This is a genomic window from Corynebacterium genitalium ATCC 33030 (genome assembly GCF_000143825.1).
In the GTDB taxonomy this organism is placed as follows: domain Bacteria; phylum Actinomycetota; class Actinomycetes; order Mycobacteriales; family Mycobacteriaceae; genus Corynebacterium; species Corynebacterium genitalium.
Window position 1 is genome coordinate 684,364 of sequence record NZ_CM000961.1, and the last position, 17,108, is coordinate 701,471.

Here is a 17,108-nt window from a genome sequence, read left to right on the forward strand (position 1 = left end):
TTTAAATTCACGATTCTAGCGCTCGCTGACCGAAGTGAACCGGTTGAGCCGTAGCGAGTTGCTCACCACGAACACTGAGCTGAACGCCATGGCGATGCCGGCGAACATGGGGTTGAGCAGGCCGATGGCCGCCACCGGGATGAGCAGCACGTTGTAGGCGAATGCCCAGAACAGGTTACCCTTGATGATGCTCAGGGTGCGCCGCGACAGGCGAATCGCGTCTGCCGCAGAGCGCAGGTCGCTGCCCATGAGGGTGATGTCGGCGGCCTCAATGGCCACGTCCGTGCCCGACCCCATGGCCAGGCCAAGGTCCGCGGTGGCCAAGGCAGCGGCATCGTTCACGCCGTCGCCGACCATCGCGACAGTGTTGCTCTCTGCCTGCAGCTTTTCGACGACACGCACCTTGTCCTCCGGCAGCACCCCCGCCGTGACATTATCCGCATCGATGCCGACCGCAGTAGCTGCCGCGCGGGCAGCCCCTTCGTTGTCACCGGTGAGCAGGTGCGGGGTGAGCCCCAGCTCGCGCAAGTCCTCAAGGGCTTGTGCAGAGGTGTCTTTGACGGTGTCGCGCACAGCGATCGTGCCGGCGGGGGAGCCGTCCACGGTCACGGTGACAGCCGTGGCGCCGTCAGCCTCGAAGGCTTCCGCCTCGGGTCCGCGGCCGCGGCCGACGGTGACGGAGGTGCCGTCGATAAGCGCGCGGACGCCCTGGCCGGCCTCGTTGCTGAAATCTGTCGCCTCGGGGATGTCGCCGTCTGCGGCGGCGACGATGGCGCGTGCAATGGGGTGCTCGGAGCCGGCCTCGACAGCGGCGGCGAGCGACAGGACCTGCTCTTCGGTGAAACCGGATTCAGGCGCGACGGCGTCGACCGCCATTTCACCGGTGGTGACGGTGCCGGTCTTGTCCAGCACAATCGTGTCCACGCGCTGGGTCGACTCGAGGATTTCCGGGCCCTTGATCAGCAGACCCATTTGTGCGCCGCGTCCGGTGCCGACGAGGATCGCCGTGGGCGTAGCCAGGCCGAGCGCGCACGGGCACGCGATGATGAGCACGGCGACTGCGGCGGAGAATGCCGCCGGCGCGTCGTGGCCGATCGCCATGTGCACGGCCAGCGTGATCAGCGCAACCACGATGACGGTCGGGACGAAAATGCGGGAAATACGGTCCACAAGCTTTTCGACGGGCGCTTGCCCCGCCTGCGCCTGCCGCACCAGTTCGCTCATCCGCGACAGGGTGGTTTCGGAACCCACCCGCGTGGCCTCGACGATGAGGCGGCCAGTCTGGTTGACCGTGGCGCCCGTGACGGTGTCGCCGGGAGCGACGTCGACAGGCACGGACTCACCGGTGATCATCGAGTTATCCACGGCGGATACGCCGTCGATCACGGTGCCGTCCGTGGCGATCTTCTCACCGGGGCGGACCACGAAACGGTCACCGACAGCGATCTCGGAGGTGGGTACGCGGATCTCTTGGCCGTCACGGATAACAGCGGCGTCTTTGGCGCCCATTGTCGCGAGGTCACGCAGAGCTTCAGAGCTGCGTCCCTTCGCCTTGGTTTCGAACCACCTTCCCAGCAGTAAGAACGTGATCACCACGGCGATGGTTTCCAGGTAGATCTCATCCATCGCATGACCAGCGTTCGCACCGGGGGAGAGGCTCATGTCCATCGTCATTCCGGGTTCGCCGGCGTTGCCGATGAACAGCGCCCACACTGACCACAGGTACGCTGCCGTCGTGCCCAGGGTGATCAGGGTGTCCATGGTGACGGCACCGTGGCGCAGGTTCGCGATTGTCGCCTTGTGGAACGGCGCGCCGCCATTGATGTAGATCAAGGTGGTGAGCGTGAAAACGAGCCACTGCCAGTTCGTGAACTGGAGGGCCGGGACCATCGAGATTACCGTCACCGGCACGGCGAGAATCGCTGTCCAGATGACTTTCCACTTGAGGTCGCTTGCTTCAGCTTCGCGGGCGGCTTCAATGCGGTCGGTGTCGGAAGCGTCGCCGTCGGCTGTACCTTCGGAGCCCGCGGTATCGCCGCTGCCGCCGCCGAGCGCGAATGCGTCGTACCCGGCGTCTTTGACAACCTGGATGAGCTGCTCGCGGTCAGTTTTGGACGGATCGTAGTCGACCGTCGCCGTCTCAGTGGAGTAGTTGACGTTGGCTTCCACCCCGTCAAGCTTGTTCAGCTTGCGTTGGATGCGGTTGGAGCACGAGGTGCAGGTCATCCCGGTCACACCCAGTTCGAGGTGCTCCAAATAGTTGGTGCTTGTCTGTGGTGTGGGGGCGGGTGCGGGGGCGCTCACTGTAGATGTATCTCCTCCCGGGTAGCGCGGCTTGAACCTTTCTCACCCTATGGAACGGCGAGGTAAGGGAAGATATTCCGAGAGGCGCGCAACGTGGTGCACCTCACCAGAGCGGTCCAAATGCAGAAAAGTTGACAAACCCGATTTCGCTCTAGACCTGAACGTGCAGGTTGGCGAGTTTTCGCCGGTTAAACCAGTGTCGAGTTTGTCAACTTTTCCGCAAGGGATACCGCGGGGGCCTCTAGACCAGCTTGTAACCAGCCTCGGCAACAGCGGCGGCGACGGCGTCGCGGTCGAAGCCTTCGCCCTCAACGGTCACGGTGCCAGCTTTGTGGTCGGCGGTTGCGCTGGTCACGCCGGAGACGTCGCTGACCTCTTCGGACACGCTCATTTCGCAGTGTTCGCAGGTCATGCCTTCTACGGTGAATGTCTGTGCCATGGGAGTAGTCACCTTCCAAAAGGAACTCGGTTGTTGTTACGGTTCCCATGGTAGGACGGTTGGCATTAAGCGTCGATAAGCGAAAAGCCTGCGTACTCGACGGCGTACTCGATCTGCTCGTCGGTGAAGCCTTCGCCTGTGACCCGCATGACCTTCGTTTCTGCATTGATGTCGACGCCTTGGGTGCCCAGCACCTGGCTCACTTCAGCTTGCAGAGTATCCACGGAATTGGTGTCTGTCGGGCCCTCGAACCGGTAGTTCTTGGTCACGCTTGCTCCTTTTCTCGCTCGCGGGGAATGTCCGCGCCCTTGATAAGGTTGTACTCATCGACAGACGTTACTAGAGCAGACTCAGGAGAATAAAAATGAGCACCATCAATGTAACCGAGGACACGTTCACCGAGACCGTCGAGAACAACGACATTGTGATCGTTGATGCGTGGGCTGACTGGTGTGGCCCGTGCAAGGCGTTCGCCCCGACTTTCGAGGCTGCGTCTGAGAAGCACGAGGACGTGACCTTTGCCAAGCTGGACACCGAGGCTAACCAGGGTCTTTCCTCTGCGCTGCAGATCCAGGCGATTCCGACGCTCTTCGCGTTCCGCGAGGGCATCTTGCTGGGGCAGACCTCCGGCGCTATGCCGCCGGCTGGGCTGGAGGAGTTCATCCAGGCTGTGCGCGACGTTGACATGGAGCAGGTCCGCGCTGACATCGCAGAGCAGAACGAAAAGACTGAGGGCTAGTCGCTTTTCGACGGCTTCCCGTCACACCGCCCGCGCCGCAGACGGCCGGGCGGTTTTTCGTGCCCGGGTGAGCCGGGAACCGTTCGCGTAGACTCGGGGCACACTTTCCCGACGAAAATCTAAGGAATCACCATGGCTAACCCGTTCAGCAAGGGCTGGAACTACCTGATGCAATCCTTCGACACGGCGATCGATGAGAACGCCGACCCGAAGGTCCAGATCGAACAGGCTGCGAACGCCGCTAGAGAGCAGCACCGCGCGATCACGCAGCAGGCCGCGGAGATCATTGGCCAGAAGAAGCAGTTGGAGATCAAGCTGGGTCGTGTCCGCGAACAGCAGGCGTCTTTGCAGGACAAGACCAAGACTGCATTGCAGATGGCGGACCAGGCAACCGCTGAGGGTGACACCGCCAAGGCCCAACAGTTCAACACAACCGCAGAGACGCTCGCAGCTCAGCTGGTGGCTACGGAGCAGGAGCTCGAGGGTCTGACCACGCAGTACGGCGCCGCAGAGCAAGCCGCCGCGCAGGCCGAGCAGCAGCAGAAGCAGTCCGAGGCCCGCCTGCAAGAGCAGATGAATGAGGTCAACCGCCTGCGTCAGCAGGTCGACCAGGCCAAGATGCAGGAGCACACTGCCCAGACGATGGACACCATGGGGCAGTTCAGCCAGAACGACAACGTACCCACGTTGGATGGGGTGCGCGAGAAGATTGAGAAGCGCTACGCTACGGCACTCGGCCAGCAGGAACTGGCTGAATCTGGTGCGAGTGCCGCGATGGCTGAGATCGAGTCCGGCCAGACCGATGTCGCTGCATCATCCAAGCTTGCGGAGATCCGCGCGTCGATGCAGGCAGAGTCCGCTGGCGAGCTGACCCAGGGGTCGGCCCAGGCTGCTGCAAGCGATGATGCGGAGCAACACGAAGAGGCCCTCGAGCGTTTCGACGATGAAGCCCCACAAGCTCCGCTCAACGCGGAAGAGGCCGACAACCGCTAGTGAGTGCTTAGCTCTGGGTCCGGCGGATGTTGATCAGCACTCCGCGGATCCCGGAGTGGAAGCCGTCTCGCAGGTTGACGCGCTGGCTCTCGCTGAGCGTGTACTCATGAAGGGTTTCGCAGGCGAACTGCAGCAGCGGCCTGTCGATTTCGGGGGGAAGGCCGCCTCCCGAGAGAATGTGCGCTTTGTCGCGCTGCTCGGAAGAGGCGGCATTGTCGAACCACCACGTTGCGTACTGCTGGCCCACATCGAACGGGGTTTGGAACCCGGAGGAGGTCCATACTTCTTCCGGCAGCGGAACGTAGCGGGAGCGCAGTTTCCGGCGCGGCGCCATCATCGAGGGTTTCGGCGAGCTGGCTGCTAGTTGGGCCGGCGATGGCGGGCCAGGTGTGGGGCGGGGCTTGGGTGCCACGTGGTCTGTTGACTCGTGGGCAGCGCCCTGCCTGTCACGGCCCTGCTCGGGCTTCTGTTCAGGTTCGGCGTGGTCTGCCTGCTCCACCTTTTGCTGCGCGAGTTCCTCAGCGGCGGCATCCGCCTCCGCCTGCGCGACGTGGGAAGAAAGAGGCTGTTCGCCGTCGGGGCGGGGAACGCCGCACATGCCGTCTTGGGTGTCGGTCTCGTCGATCGCGTCGACAAGCGGGCGCTCGCGAATGGTCGGTGGAAGCGGGCCCTCGAGCACCTGGAGCTGCATTGCTTCGGCGAAATCCTCGCGCGGATCGAGGATGGTGGTGGAGTCGCACGCGTGGCGCAGAGCTGAGGACATAGAGTCCCAGCCAAAGCCGTAGAGGTGCATGCGGACGCCTGCGTTGGTAGCTTCCTCGACGCCGGGGATCATGTCGGCATCGCCGCTGACCAGCACGAAGTCGCTGTACTGGCCGCGCATGGCGTTGGCCACGATGTCGGCGACAAGGCGGGTGTCCACGCCTTTTTGGGTGCGCCGCTCGCCCCATTCGATGAGTTGGCCGGTGCGCAACTGCACGCCGTCGCACGTGCGTAGAGCGCGCTGGTAGCGGTGGGGGCCAGAGTCTGGGATGCCGTCGTACCAGAACTGGCGGTGGATGGGTTGGTGTAGTTGCTGGGTAATCATGGTCCCGAGGTTGGCAACGACCTCGGGGAGGTCAATTTCTAATTGTGATCTCGCGCCTGTTTCCCACGAGTTGTAGAAACTCGCAAGTAAATATGACGTATCAACGAAAACGACTGTGCGCTCAAGCATGGCTCCTAAATCCGTATCTATTCATGTAGCTAATAACTTTTGTCGGTATCCAGTCTGCCTTAACTTGGATGAGCTTGTCAGACGCGCGCCGTCTACCTGCACGAATCTGTGAATTCAGGAATTGCTTGGTGGGAGCCGTTGCCATTTTGTCCCCATAGTTGTACGGTTGATTACACCACTAACTAACCGACGAACCGGAGGTCGCGATGGGCAACGACACAGAGCCGCTGTTCATGCAGATCGCACGCCTTATTCAAGACCAGATAGTGGATGGCCACCTAGAGGCCGGGGCCCGCGCACCGAGCACCAACGAGCTGGCGGCGTTCCATGAGATCAACCCCGCGACCGCGCGCAAAGGGCTCACGCTCCTTGTGGATGGCGGGGTGCTGGAAAAACGACGCGGGATCGGCATGTTTGTCACGCCCGACGCGCGCGAACGCATCCTCGCGCAGCGCCAAGCGGAGTTTGCGGGCGCGTACATTGCCCCGCTTATCGACGAAGCACTTCGCCTCGGCCACGACCTACCCACTCTCCACAACCTCATTGACCGCGTTGCAGAAAGTAGAGGAATGTACAAGTGATAATCGCACAGGAACTGACAAAAACCTTCGGCGGGGAGACGGTACTGGACCGGCTCGACCTCGCGATAGAATCCGGCGGCATCCACGGCCTGCTCGGCCGCAATGGCGTGGGCAAGTCCACTCTGCTCTCGCTCATCGCCGGCCAGCTCAAGCCCTCTGATGGCGAGCTCGATGTCTTCAACCAGAAACCGTTCGACAACGCGACCGTCATGGACCGCGTCTCCCTGACCGGTGTCGATGTCGCCTACCCGGGCGCATGGTCCGTCCGTGACATCCTCACCGGCGCGCAGTTGCGGTACCCGGGGTGGGATCGCGGAATCGCCGACGATCTTGTGGCTGATTTCGCTCTCGATGACGCAATGACGACGGCGTACAGCCAGCTGTCGCGTGGTCAGCGAGCAATGGTCGGCAACATCGTCGGTCTCGCGTCGGGCGCAGAGCTCACGCTTCTCGACGAACCCTACGTCGGCCTCGACATCCACAACACCGACGTCTTCTACTGCCATTTGCTGGAGCTTTCCGGGAATGGCCGAACGTTCATCATGGCAACACACCACATTGAGGACGCCGCCAAGCTCCTCGATTCCGCGATCATTCTCGGCCGCGACGGCCGCATCGCCGCGCACATTCTCGCAGAGGAGGCCGACGATTACGTCGTGGCGACCGGCTCCTTTGACGAGCCCGAGCACGCGCTTGCTTATCGACGCACCGATGCCGGGTCCCGCGCCCTCCTCCCCGCCACAAGCGCCACAGGCCTTTCGGCGCGCACCGCGCCTGCCGACCTCGGCGACGTTATCGAGTCTCTCCTGGAGGTGAGCTAACCATGTCTGTAACGATGACGGCCCTGGATGCCCCATTCTTCTGGCACCAGTTCAAGGCGGGGTCACGGTGGCGCCTGCTGCTCCTGCCCATCGCGCTCATCTTTCTCATCGGTGGAGCCTGGGTGGGCAGCTGGACGGCAGTGGTGGCAGGTAGTCTCATCGGCTCGTTGACCCTGCTGGACGGCCTATACCCAGAAAAGAACATCTTCCGGGCGTTGGGGATGAATGCGGCTAGAGCGCGCAGCCAGCTACTCATGGTGACGGCGCCGGTCGTTATTGCCGCAGCATTGATCTACCTTCTCTTTGTGCCCGGCATGAAGGGGGTAACCGGTGCGCTCATCGCAGCCACCTGCGGAGTGTTGTTCGTAGCCACCCACGATGCTGTCGGTGATCAGGCGCGTTACGGTGAGGTGGAGTCCACGCATATCCGGCCGTCTGGTCCGCTGCTGGTCCAAGCCATGTGGTGGCCGACGCTGTTGGGTGCCGCCATTGCCGGTGCCGGGCTCTCACTGGCAATCTATCTTGCCGGTTTCATCGAAAACGATACGTTTTCTTCCATCCTCGCAGCTTTGCCCGTGCTGTTCTTCTTCATGTGGCTGGGCACCGAGACAGTGACGAGTGGTCTGAGCCCACTGGTCGCGCATTCGTACGGATTCACCCGAAAGGCGTGGGCAGTGCACGTGCTGGCAGTCAGTGTGGGTGCGGGAGCAATTCTCGGCGTGATTGCAAGCGCCGGAAGCATTCTATTGCCGATTGACCACGTCGATGTTCAACCGGAGGTGTTCATCCTGGTGGCAGTGACAGTTGTGGCGGCCGGAGTATTCGCCGCAGGCACCGTCTCCAAAGCCAAGGCACTCTTTCCGGCGGCAGGATTCTTACTCTGGTTCGGCGTGCGTGACCTCCTGCGATTCGAGGAAACTGCGGGGCGAGTCCCACTTGGACTGCTTATGGTTTCCAGTGCTGTCGCGCTCGTAGGCTGCGTGTTCATCGCGCTCTACGTCGCAGGGAAGATCAACCTCACCCACGACAACATTCGCAGCATGTCCAGCGTTGGTGGGGATGGCTAGAAACCGTGTTTGTGCTGGGGGTTTGTGTTGTTGGTGGTTGGTGTGTAGCTTTATGTGAGTCAGCGTGACCGACAACGCCCCGCCGGACAGTGTGGTTTGGTGAGATGGCGGTAGGAAAACAATCGTTGGCAGGGATCTGAAACATTTTCACTGTGTACTGAGTGATTTGCTTGGTGTGGTGGTGGGTGTGTAGGGTCGTCCAAGCTACTTCGAGCATGGCCCTGGTTGTGGGTTGTGTTTGGGTGTGCGTGTGTTGTGTGAGAACTCGATAGTGTGCCAATGTTTTTTGGTTGGTTGTGTGCGACCTTTTTGATGCCTGCACGTGTTTTGTGTGTGGTGTGTGCTGGTCGGTGGTGCTTGAACCTATTGATGGGGTGTCACTGTGCTGGTTGGTCGTGTGTGACTGATTGGAAATATTTTTTGTTGCTTCTTCTTTTTCCCCGTCAGGGATGAGGGGCAACATGTGGATGAACCTTTTGGTTTGTCTAGTAATTTTAGGATTGCCAGTTCACGCACTGGTGCATGGTTTTTTGTGCTGATGCGCTTTGTGTGTGGGTGGTTTTGTTTTGGTTGGGTTTTGGGCTTTTCACGGCCTGTTTCACTGTGTTTTGTTGAAACTGTTTTTGTGGAGAGTTTGATCCTGGCTCAGGATGAACGCTGGCGGCGTGCTTAACACATGCAAGTCGAACGGAAAGGCCGAAGCTTGCTTCGGTGCTCGAGTGGCGAACGGGTGAGTAACACGTGGGTGATCTGCCCTGCACTTTGGGATAAGCCTGGGAAACTGGGTCTAATACCAGATAGGACCACGTCTTGGATGGTGTGGTGGAAAGTTTTTTCGGTGTGGGATGAGCTCGCGGCCTATCAGCTTGTTGGTGGGGTAATGGCCTACCAAGGCGTCGACGGGTAGCCGGCCTGAGAGGGTGTACGGCCACATTGGGACTGAGATACGGCCCAGACTCCTACGGGAGGCAGCAGTGGGGAATATTGCACAATGGGCGCAAGCCTGATGCAGCGACGCCGCGTGGGGATGACGGCCTTCGGGTTGTAAACTCCTTTCGCCAGGGACGAAGCGTCAGTGACGGTACCTGGATAAGAAGCACCGGCTAACTACGTGCCAGCAGCCGCGGTAATACGTAGGGTGCGAGCGTTGTCCGGAATTACTGGGCGTAAAGAGCTCGTAGGTGGTTTGTCGCGTCGTTCGTGTAATACCGCAGCTTAACTGCGGGGTTGCAGGCGATACGGGCATAACTTGAGTGCTGTAGGGGAGACTGGAATTCCTGGTGTAGCGGTGGAATGCGCAGATATCAGGAGGAACACCGATGGCGAAGGCAGGTCTCTGGGCAGTAACTGACGCTGAGGAGCGAAAGCATGGGTAGCGAACAGGATTAGATACCCTGGTAGTCCATGCCGTAAACGGTGGGCGCTAGGTGTGAGTCCCTTCCACGGGGTTCGTGCCGTAGCTAACGCATTAAGCGCCCCGCCTGGGGAGTACGGCCGCAAGGCTAAAACTCAAAGGAATTGACGGGGGCCCGCACAAGCGGCGGAGCATGTGGATTAATTCGATGCAACGCGAAGAACCTTACCTGGGCTTGACATACACCGGATCGCTGCAGAGATGTAGCTTCCCTTGTGGCTGGTGTACAGGTGGTGCATGGTTGTCGTCAGCTCGTGTCGTGAGATGTTGGGTTAAGTCCCGCAACGAGCGCAACCCTTGTCTTATGTTGCCAGCATTTGGTTGGGGACTCATGAGAGACTGCCGGGGTTAACTCGGAGGAAGGTGGGGATGACGTCAAATCATCATGCCCCTTATGTCCAGGGCTTCACACATGCTACAATGGTCGGTACAACGCGCAGCTACTTCGTGAGGAGGCGCTAATCGCTCTAAAGCCGGCCTTAGTTCGGATTGGGGTCTGCAACTCGACCCCATGAAGTCGGAGTCGCTAGTAATCGTAGATCAGCAACGCTGCGGTGAATACGTTCCCGGGCCTTGTACACACCGCCCGTCACGTCATGAAAGTTGGTAACACCCGAAGCCAGTGGCCCAAACTTGTTAGGGAGCTGTCGAAGGTGGGATCGGCGATTGGGACGAAGTCGTAACAAGGTAGCCGTACCGGAAGGTGCGGCTGGATCACCTCCTTTCTAAGGAGCATTACTTTTTATTGGCCCCGCATGGTCAGGTAGTTACCTGTACTGGGTGTGGGGTTGGGCTGTTGAGTATCCGTGTGTGGTGCTGCAGACCCGTATGTTGTGGAAAATTTCCAGGTGGACACGCACCCGGGGGGCATGGATGCCTCCAAGAGAAGCACGCAGGGATGTGTGTGGGTGTCGCATGATTGAGCAATCAACCGGTTTTTGTCAGAAGCATTGGTGCGCTGTTGGGTGTCTGGGGCAGCACATGGTGCCCGCACACTGTGGTGTGACTCGTTTGTGGGTTGCGTGGTGTGTGGGTGGTTGTCCTTGTGGCCCGGATAGATACGAATGTCACTGTGGTGGTGTTTGTGTCTGCTGGGTGTGGTGTGTGAGAACTGTATAGTGGACGCGAGCATCTTTCTTCTTTGAAGAGAAGTGTATTTCTCATCGAGTTGGGGCGAGGATGATTGTTCTTGTTCTGGTTTGGTGTGAGTATTTTTGTGATTGTGAGTATGTGTTTGTGTATCCGGGCACACGCTTAGAGCGCTGATTACGGCTTTTTGTTGTGGTTGGTGTGGGTGTGTGTTTGTGTTTGTTGCTTAAGGGCGCATGGTGGATGCCTTGGCATGCTGGGCCGATGAAGGACGTGTGAGGCTGCGTTATGCCTCGGGGAGTTGTCAACGAAGCGTTGATCCGAGGATGTCCGAATGGGGAAACCCGGCCACGGTTGTGTGTGGTCACCGTATGATGAATTCATAGTTGTGCGGGGGTGATACCGGGAAGTGAAACATCTCAGTACCGGTGGGAGAAGAAAATAATAATGATTCTGTTAGTAGCGGCGAGCGAACGCGGATGAGGCTAAACCGTGTGCGTGTGATACCTGGCAGGGGTTGCGTGTGCGGTGTTGTGGGGTGCGATGGTCAACGGTCTGTCAGTCGTTGCATTTCTAGTGCGTGTTAGCGGAAGTGGCCTGGGATGGTCTGCCGGAGGAGGTGAGAGTCCTGTACGTGAAGGCGTGTGCTGGTTGTGTGTCGTGTTTGCCCCGAGTAGCAGCGGGCTCGTGGAATCTGCTGTGAATCTGCCGGGACCACCCGGTAAGCCTAAATACCTAGTGTGACCGATAGTGGATAGTACCGTGAGGGAATGGTGAAAAGTACCCCGGGAGGGGAGTGAAAGAGTTCCTGAAACTGTGCGCTTACAATCCGTCAGAGCACCTTCTGTGTGTGTGATGGCGTGCCTTTTGAAGAATGAGCCTGCGAGTCAGCGGCATGTCGCGAGGTTAACCCGTTTGGGGTAGTCGTAGCGAAAGCGAATGCTAATTGTGTGTTGTAAGTGGCATGTCCTGGACCCGAAGCGGGGTGATCTACCCATGGCCAGTGTGAAGCAGCTGTAAGAGGTTGTGGAGGCGCGAACCCACGTAGGTTGAAAACTGCGGGGATGAGTTGTGGGTAGGGGTGAAAGGCCAATCAAACTCCGTGATAGCTGGTTCTCCCCGAAATGCATTTAGGTGCAGCGTCGCGTAGGTGTGCCGGAGGTAGAGCTACTGGTTGGTTGAGCGGGACTATCATCTTAGCAATGTCAGCCAAACTCCGAATGCCGGTTTACATTGGTGCGCGGCAGTGAGACTGTGGGGGATAAGCTTCATAGTCGAGAGGGAAACAGCCCAGATCGCCGGTTAAGGCCCCTAAGGGTGTGCTAAGTGGAAAAGGATGTGTAATCGCGAAGACAGCCAGGAGGTTGGCTTAGAAGCAGCCACCCTTGAAAGAGTGCGTAATAGCTCACTGGTCGAGTGGTTGCGCGCCGACAATTCAGTGGGGCTCAAGTACACCGCCGAAGCCGCGGCATATTTTTATATGGGTAGGGGAGCGTCGTGCATGGGGTGAAGCGTTACCGGAAGGGGGCGTGGACTGTGTGCGAGTGAGAATGCAGGCATGAGTAACGAATGATGCGTGAGAATCGTATCCGCCGGATGACTAAGGGTTCCTGGGTCAAGTTCGTCTTCCCAGGGTGAGTCGGGTCCTAAGGCGAGGCCGACAGGCGTAGTCGATGGTCAACGGGTTGATATTCCCGTACCCGTGCATACGCGCCCAAGTGCGAAGCGGTGATACTAACCACCCTGACCACCCGCCATGCATTCCTTTGGTTTGCGGGTGGGTGTGATGCGTGGGGCCTGATCCGTTGTAGTTCAGTGATGGGGTGACGCAGTCAGGTAGCTACGCCACTTAAGTGGATTGTGGTGCAAGCGTGTGGCACATGGACTAGTCAAATGCGGTCCTGTTTGTGTGAGGCGTGATGCGTAGCCCATATGTGGGTGATGGTGGTGATCCTATGCTGTCGAGAAAAGCCTCTAGCGATGTGTGTGTACGGCCCGTACCCGAAACCGACACAGGTAGTCAGGTAGAAAATACTCAGGCGGTCGGGTGAACTGTGGTTAAGGAACTCGGCAAATTGCCCCCGTAACTTCGGGAGAAGGGGGGCCATGACTGGTGAGCGCACCATGCGTGTGTGAGCTGGTTGTGGTCGCAGAGAAGAGAGGGAAGCGACTGTTTATCAAAAACACAGGTCCGTGCGAAGACGGTCAAGTTGATGTATACGGACTGACGCCTGCCCGGTGCTGGAAGGTTAAGAGGACCTGTTAGACCCTTTGTGGTCGAAGCGGAGAATTTAAGCCCCAGTAAACGGCGGTGGTAACTATAACCATCCTAAGGTAGCGAAATTCCTTGTCGGGTAAGTTCCGACCTGCACGAATGGCGTAACGACTTCCCTGCTGTCTCAACCACAGGCCCGGTGAAATTGCACTACGAGTAAAGATGCTCGTTACGCGCGGCAGGACGAAAAGACCCCGGGACCTTCACTATAGCTTGGTATTGGTGTTTACTGCGGTTTGTGTAGCATAGGTGGGAGACTTTGAAGCGTTCACGCTAGTGGGTGTGGAGTCGTTACGTGAAATACCACTCTGACCGTAGTGGATGTCTTAACCTTGGCCCATGATCTGGGTTGGGGACAGTGCCTGGTGGGTAGTTTAACTGGGGCGGTTGCCTCCCAAAGAGTAACGGAGGCGCCCAAAGGTTCCCTCAGCCTGGTTGGCAATCAGGTGCAAGAGTGTAAGTGCACAAGGGAGCTTGACTGCGAGACGAACATGTCGAGCAGGGACGAAAGTCGGGACTAGTGATCCGGCACCTACTTGTGGATGTGGTGTCGCTCAACGGATAAAAGGTACCCCGGGGATAACAGGCTGATCTTCCCCAAGAGTCCATATCGACGGGATGGTTTGGCACCTCGATGTCGGCTCGTCGCATCCTGGGGCTGGAGTAGGTCCCAAGGGTTGGGCTGTTCGCCCATTAAAGCGGCACGCGAGCTGGGTTCAGAACGTCGTGAGACAGTTCGGTCTCTATCCGCCGCGCGCGTTGAAACTTGAGAAAGGCTGTCCCCAGTACGAGAGGACCGGGACGGACGTACCTCTGGTGTGCCAGTTGTTCCGCCAGGAGCATCGCTGGTTGGCTACGTACGGAAGGGATAACCGCTGAAAGCATCTAAGCGGGAAGCCTGTTTCAAGATGAGGTTTCATTCGAGGTTCCCCACAGACGATGGGGTTGATAGGCCAGATCTGGAAGCACCGTAATGTGCGAAGGTGACTGGTACTAATACACCAACAACAAAACAAAAACACCGTGCACAAACAAACAACACCAACAATTGCACACTGTTCGCGTCCACTATGCAGTATCTGACACACCACACACACATGTGCCACAGATACAGATAACTAAACAACCGACCACACCACACACGCAGAAGTGTGGTGGTCACCATGACACACAAGCCCTATTAGGTGTGTCGGTGGTTGATAGCGGTGGGGAAACGCCCGGTCCCATTCCGAACCCGGAAGCTAAGCCCACCCGCGCTGATGGTACTGCACCCGGGAGGGTGTGGGAGAGTAAGTTACCGCCGACCAACAACAACAAAAACAACTCAATACAGACACAAACAACCCCCGAGGAACGGCGCCACACAGCGCCACCCCGGGGGTTAAACGCGTCTGCCTAAACCCACGCTGGTTGTAACGATTCCTCCTCCCCCGAAGACTTCACAGATAGAACCACATAACCGTGAAAAAAAAGGGGGAACATCATGGGCCGCACCACACTCGCAGCTACCGGGATGGCAGCTATTCTCACCACCGGAGCCGCACTCCCAGCACACGCACACACCACCCCGGCACAACCCGACACCGTAGTAGCAGCGCAAACAAACACTACCGCAAATAACACACGCACACGGGCCGAAGAGTCCTCCGCATGGGCCGAAGGCACACGCTGAATCACCAACGACCTGTCGTCCGGTAACCCAAACACCATTGGCAGATTGGCCTCAGTTCTGGGTATGTTTGGGCTGCTACTCGTTGTTCTAGGCAACTTCGCTCAGTTGGACAGATGGAACAACAAGGGTGCTGCAGCCGGTAACGGAAGCTAGCTCGCACTAATTGGACATCGGGTCGTAGGAACGCGGAGTGTGTTGCGACAGCCTTGATCGTCGCTTGCCCACCGCCCTTAAACGGTCAGCTTCAAACGCTGAGGTTTCAAGGTGCACTATTTGTTTGCACGTCCCTTCTGCTTCAGCCCCGGAATCGCTTGTCCCGAGAACCCTGGGGCACTGAAGGTTCGCTTCACCCCGGTTAGGGGATCGGTGAAAGCGAGCCCGACGGCCGTCAGGAGCATTGGGTTCGTGAAATCTTCAGCAGACGCTGGAAGTAGCTCCGGATAGACAGGATCCCCGTGAATAGGAGCGCCGGCAGCGTGCATCTGCACTCGGAGCTGATGGGTGCGGCCTGTTACCGGCTGTAAGAGATATCGGGCAGCACCTCCTTGCAACGGTGTGATGTCTGTGACGTATGTGAGTGAGTTCGGGATGGCATCTACGGTGATGGACGACGCCAGCTCACCTTCTCGCTTCACAATGTGGTGCTCCCATACCAATGGCGAATTCGCTGATGGACGTGCGGGCAGCGACGGGCCGATGTCATCGGCCACAGCCTCATAAAGTTTGGCGACCGCCCGCGACGCGAAGAGTTGCTGGTAAGCGCCCCGCACGGAGGCCTTCTTGGTGAATAAGAGAAGGCCGGAGGTCATTCGGTCGAGGCGGTGCGCCGGCGTGAGTTCTTCGTTTCCCGTCGAACGGCGTAAACGCACCGTCGCGCTTTCGGTAATGTGTGATGCCCTGGGCATGGTGGCCAGGAACGGCGGCTTGTTCACCACCATGATGGCGTCGTCTTCGTAGACGACAGTTACTTCGAACGGCACGCGCGGCTCCGGAGCTGGGCGCCGGTAGAAGAAGACGTCCGTTCCTGGCCGTACTAGGTCACCGGGGGTGAGGGGGGTGCCGTCGATAAGCACGACCTCGCCCGCGGTGAAGCGGGATGTCACGGCGGACTCGTCGTCAAGCGGGTGGCGGTGGCGCTGTGTGGACACGAGATGCCAAATGAAGTCCCGGGCGACCCACGGCTCACCGTCCGGAACGCGGGCTCGCGTCGCGCCGAGGCCATCGCGCGGAGGTAAAGGTTTACGGTTCCTCTTCCCAACTTCTGTCACATGTACTAACTTATTCCCCATGAATATTGATGCAATTCTGGGCCAACTGACGGCTTTCTTCAGTGAAGGTATCGGCAAGACGATCAAGGACGTCCTGTGGACGATCTACACCATCCTCTTCCCGGCTAACGCGGAACCGGCCCGTCCGATCGAAATCCCCAAGTAGACCGACCCCCCGCGGCGGTATGATGGGGGTGTCAGATAAGAACGAGGAAAGGCACCCTCATGAGCCGTGAAAATATGGTTGTCGTCGCCGTTGATGGTGGCGAACCGTCGAACAATGCCGTCCGTTGGGCGGCCAACACCGCTAACAAGCGCGGCGTTCCGCTGCGTCTCGCGTCCTCGTACACCATGCCGCAGTTCCTCTACGCCGAAGGCATGGTGCCTCCGCAGGAGCTGTACGACGATCTGCAGAACGAATGCCTGCGCAAGATCGCAGATGCCCGCGACATCGCTCTCGAGGTCGCTCCCGACATCAAGATCGGGCACACGGTCGCGGAGGGATCCCCGATCGACATGCTGCTAGATCTGTCGAAGGAATCCACGATGATCGTCATGGGTTCCCGCGGTTTGGGCGGACTTTCCGGCATGGTGCTGGGTTCAGTCTCCGCCGCAGTCGTGTCTCACGCTTCGTGCCCGGTCGTGGTCGTGCGCGATGACAACGCGGTGACGGAAGATACCAAGTACGGCCCGGTTGTCGTCGGTGTCGACGGCTCCGAGGTCTCCGTTAAGGCTACTCAGGTCGCCTTCGAGGAGGCGCAGGCCCGCGGTGCCGAGCTCGTCGCCGTGCATACCTACATGGATAATTCCTCCCCAGCCGCCGGCGCTATCGTCACCGAGGATCAACTACAACAGGTGGATCAGCAGCGGGCGAAGAAGCTCGAGGACGCGCTGTCCTCCTTCTCTGCTGAGTTCCCCAATGTCACGGTGCGCAAGGTGGTCACCCGCGACCGGCCGGTGCGCGCTTTGGTGGAGCAGGCGCAGGGCGCCCAGCTGCTCATCACCGGTTCCCACGGCCGCGGCGGCTTCAAGGGCATGCTGCTCGGCTCCACCTCACGGGCGTTGCTGCAGGCCGCGCCCTGCCCGATGATGGTTGTGCGCCCGGAGAAACTACCAAAGTAAACAGGCAAAAAGGTTGCAATGCCAGCCGAACCGTTATGGAACCGTGGGCCTTCTGTTGCCCACGGTTCGGTTTCTTTGGGCATAATAGGAAGTGGAAAGTTTAGGAAT

General features: G+C 59.0%; 12 protein-coding genes and 3 rRNA genes. 10 read left to right on the top strand and 5 right to left on the bottom strand.

What is annotated here, in order from left to right; genetic code table 11:
* Window positions 1–15: 15 nt before the first annotated feature.
* From HMPREF0291_RS03275 to HMPREF0291_RS03285, 3 genes are all read right to left on the bottom strand, one after another.
* Window positions 16–2,226, bottom strand: a complete 2,211-nt coding sequence (locus HMPREF0291_RS03275; RefSeq protein WP_083770344.1) for a heavy metal translocating P-type ATPase — start codon at window positions 2,224–2,226, stop codon at window positions 16–18.
* A 319-nt stretch (window positions 2,227–2,545) separates the two neighbouring features.
* Entirely contained in the window at window positions 2,546–2,743 is a 198-nt protein-coding gene (locus HMPREF0291_RS03280; protein WP_005287894.1) for a heavy-metal-associated domain-containing protein, read from the bottom strand.
* A gap of 65 nt (window positions 2,744–2,808) precedes the next feature.
* Window positions 2,809–3,012 (bottom strand): hypothetical protein, encoded by a 204-nt coding sequence (locus HMPREF0291_RS03285; RefSeq protein WP_005287897.1) that lies wholly within the window; start codon window positions 3,010–3,012, stop codon window positions 2,809–2,811.
* Window positions 3,013–3,107: 95 nt separating this feature from the next.
* Between HMPREF0291_RS03285 and trxA the strand changes: the two genes are divergently transcribed.
* Window positions 3,108–3,482, top strand: a complete 375-nt coding sequence (gene trxA / locus HMPREF0291_RS03290) for a thioredoxin (RefSeq protein WP_005287900.1) — start codon at window positions 3,108–3,110, stop codon at window positions 3,480–3,482.
* A 132-nt stretch (window positions 3,483–3,614) separates the two neighbouring features.
* Entirely contained in the window at window positions 3,615–4,475 is an 861-nt protein-coding gene (locus HMPREF0291_RS03295) for a PspA/IM30 family protein (protein ID WP_005287902.1), read from the top strand.
* Between the two features lie 7 nt (window positions 4,476–4,482).
* Here the strand turns inward: HMPREF0291_RS03295 and HMPREF0291_RS03300 are convergent, their stop codons facing one another.
* The gene (locus HMPREF0291_RS03300) at window positions 4,483–5,691 is read right to left on the bottom strand and encodes an NYN domain-containing protein (RefSeq protein WP_005287905.1); all 1,209 of its coding nucleotides are present in this window, start codon (window positions 5,689–5,691) and stop codon (window positions 4,483–4,485) included.
* Window positions 5,692–5,897: 206 nt separating this feature from the next.
* On the opposite strand from HMPREF0291_RS03300, the gene HMPREF0291_RS03305 reads away from it, so the two are divergent.
* The 6 genes from HMPREF0291_RS03305 (at window position 5,898) to rrf (ending at window position 14,244) form a co-directional block, all read left to right on the top strand.
* Window positions 5,898–6,272: a GntR family transcriptional regulator gene (locus HMPREF0291_RS03305; RefSeq protein WP_005287908.1), complete on the top strand. Its 375-nt coding sequence runs from the start codon at window positions 5,898–5,900 to the stop codon at window positions 6,270–6,272.
* Window positions 6,269–7,093, top strand: a complete 825-nt coding sequence (locus HMPREF0291_RS03310) for an ATP-binding cassette domain-containing protein (protein WP_005287910.1) — start codon at window positions 6,269–6,271, stop codon at window positions 7,091–7,093. The genes HMPREF0291_RS03305 and HMPREF0291_RS03310 overlap by 4 nt, the downstream gene beginning before the upstream one ends.
* Window positions 7,094–7,095: 2 nt before the next feature.
* Window positions 7,096–8,160: a hypothetical protein gene (locus tag HMPREF0291_RS03315; RefSeq protein WP_040423457.1), complete on the top strand. Its 1,065-nt coding sequence runs from the start codon at window positions 7,096–7,098 to the stop codon at window positions 8,158–8,160.
* Window positions 8,161–8,782: 622 nt separating this feature from the next.
* Window positions 8,783–10,299: ribosomal RNA gene (locus HMPREF0291_RS03320) — 16S ribosomal RNA — on the top strand.
* Window positions 10,300–10,879: 580 nt separating this feature from the next.
* Window positions 10,880–13,955: ribosomal RNA gene (locus HMPREF0291_RS03325) — 23S ribosomal RNA — on the top strand.
* Between the two features lie 171 nt (window positions 13,956–14,126).
* A 5S ribosomal RNA gene (gene rrf / locus HMPREF0291_RS03330) occupies window positions 14,127–14,244 on the top strand.
* The 16S, 23S and 5S rRNA genes sit together here, the layout of an rRNA operon.
* 635 nt (window positions 14,245–14,879) lie before the next feature.
* Here rrf and HMPREF0291_RS03335 read toward each other — a convergent pair.
* Window positions 14,880–15,962, bottom strand: a complete 1,083-nt coding sequence (locus HMPREF0291_RS03335) for a pseudouridine synthase (protein ID WP_156774877.1) — start codon at window positions 15,960–15,962, stop codon at window positions 14,880–14,882.
* Here HMPREF0291_RS03335 and HMPREF0291_RS11940 point away from each other — a divergent pair.
* Both HMPREF0291_RS11940 and HMPREF0291_RS03340 read left to right on the top strand, forming a co-directional pair.
* Window positions 15,898–16,044, top strand: a complete 147-nt coding sequence (locus HMPREF0291_RS11940; protein WP_005287921.1) for a hypothetical protein — start codon at window positions 15,898–15,900, stop codon at window positions 16,042–16,044. The genes HMPREF0291_RS03335 and HMPREF0291_RS11940 overlap by 65 nt on opposite strands.
* Before the next feature lie 59 nt (window positions 16,045–16,103).
* A complete protein-coding gene (locus HMPREF0291_RS03340) occupies window positions 16,104–17,000 on the top strand; it encodes a universal stress protein (protein ID WP_005287924.1) in 897 nt (298 codons plus the stop codon).
* Window positions 17,001–17,108 lie beyond the last annotated feature (108 nt).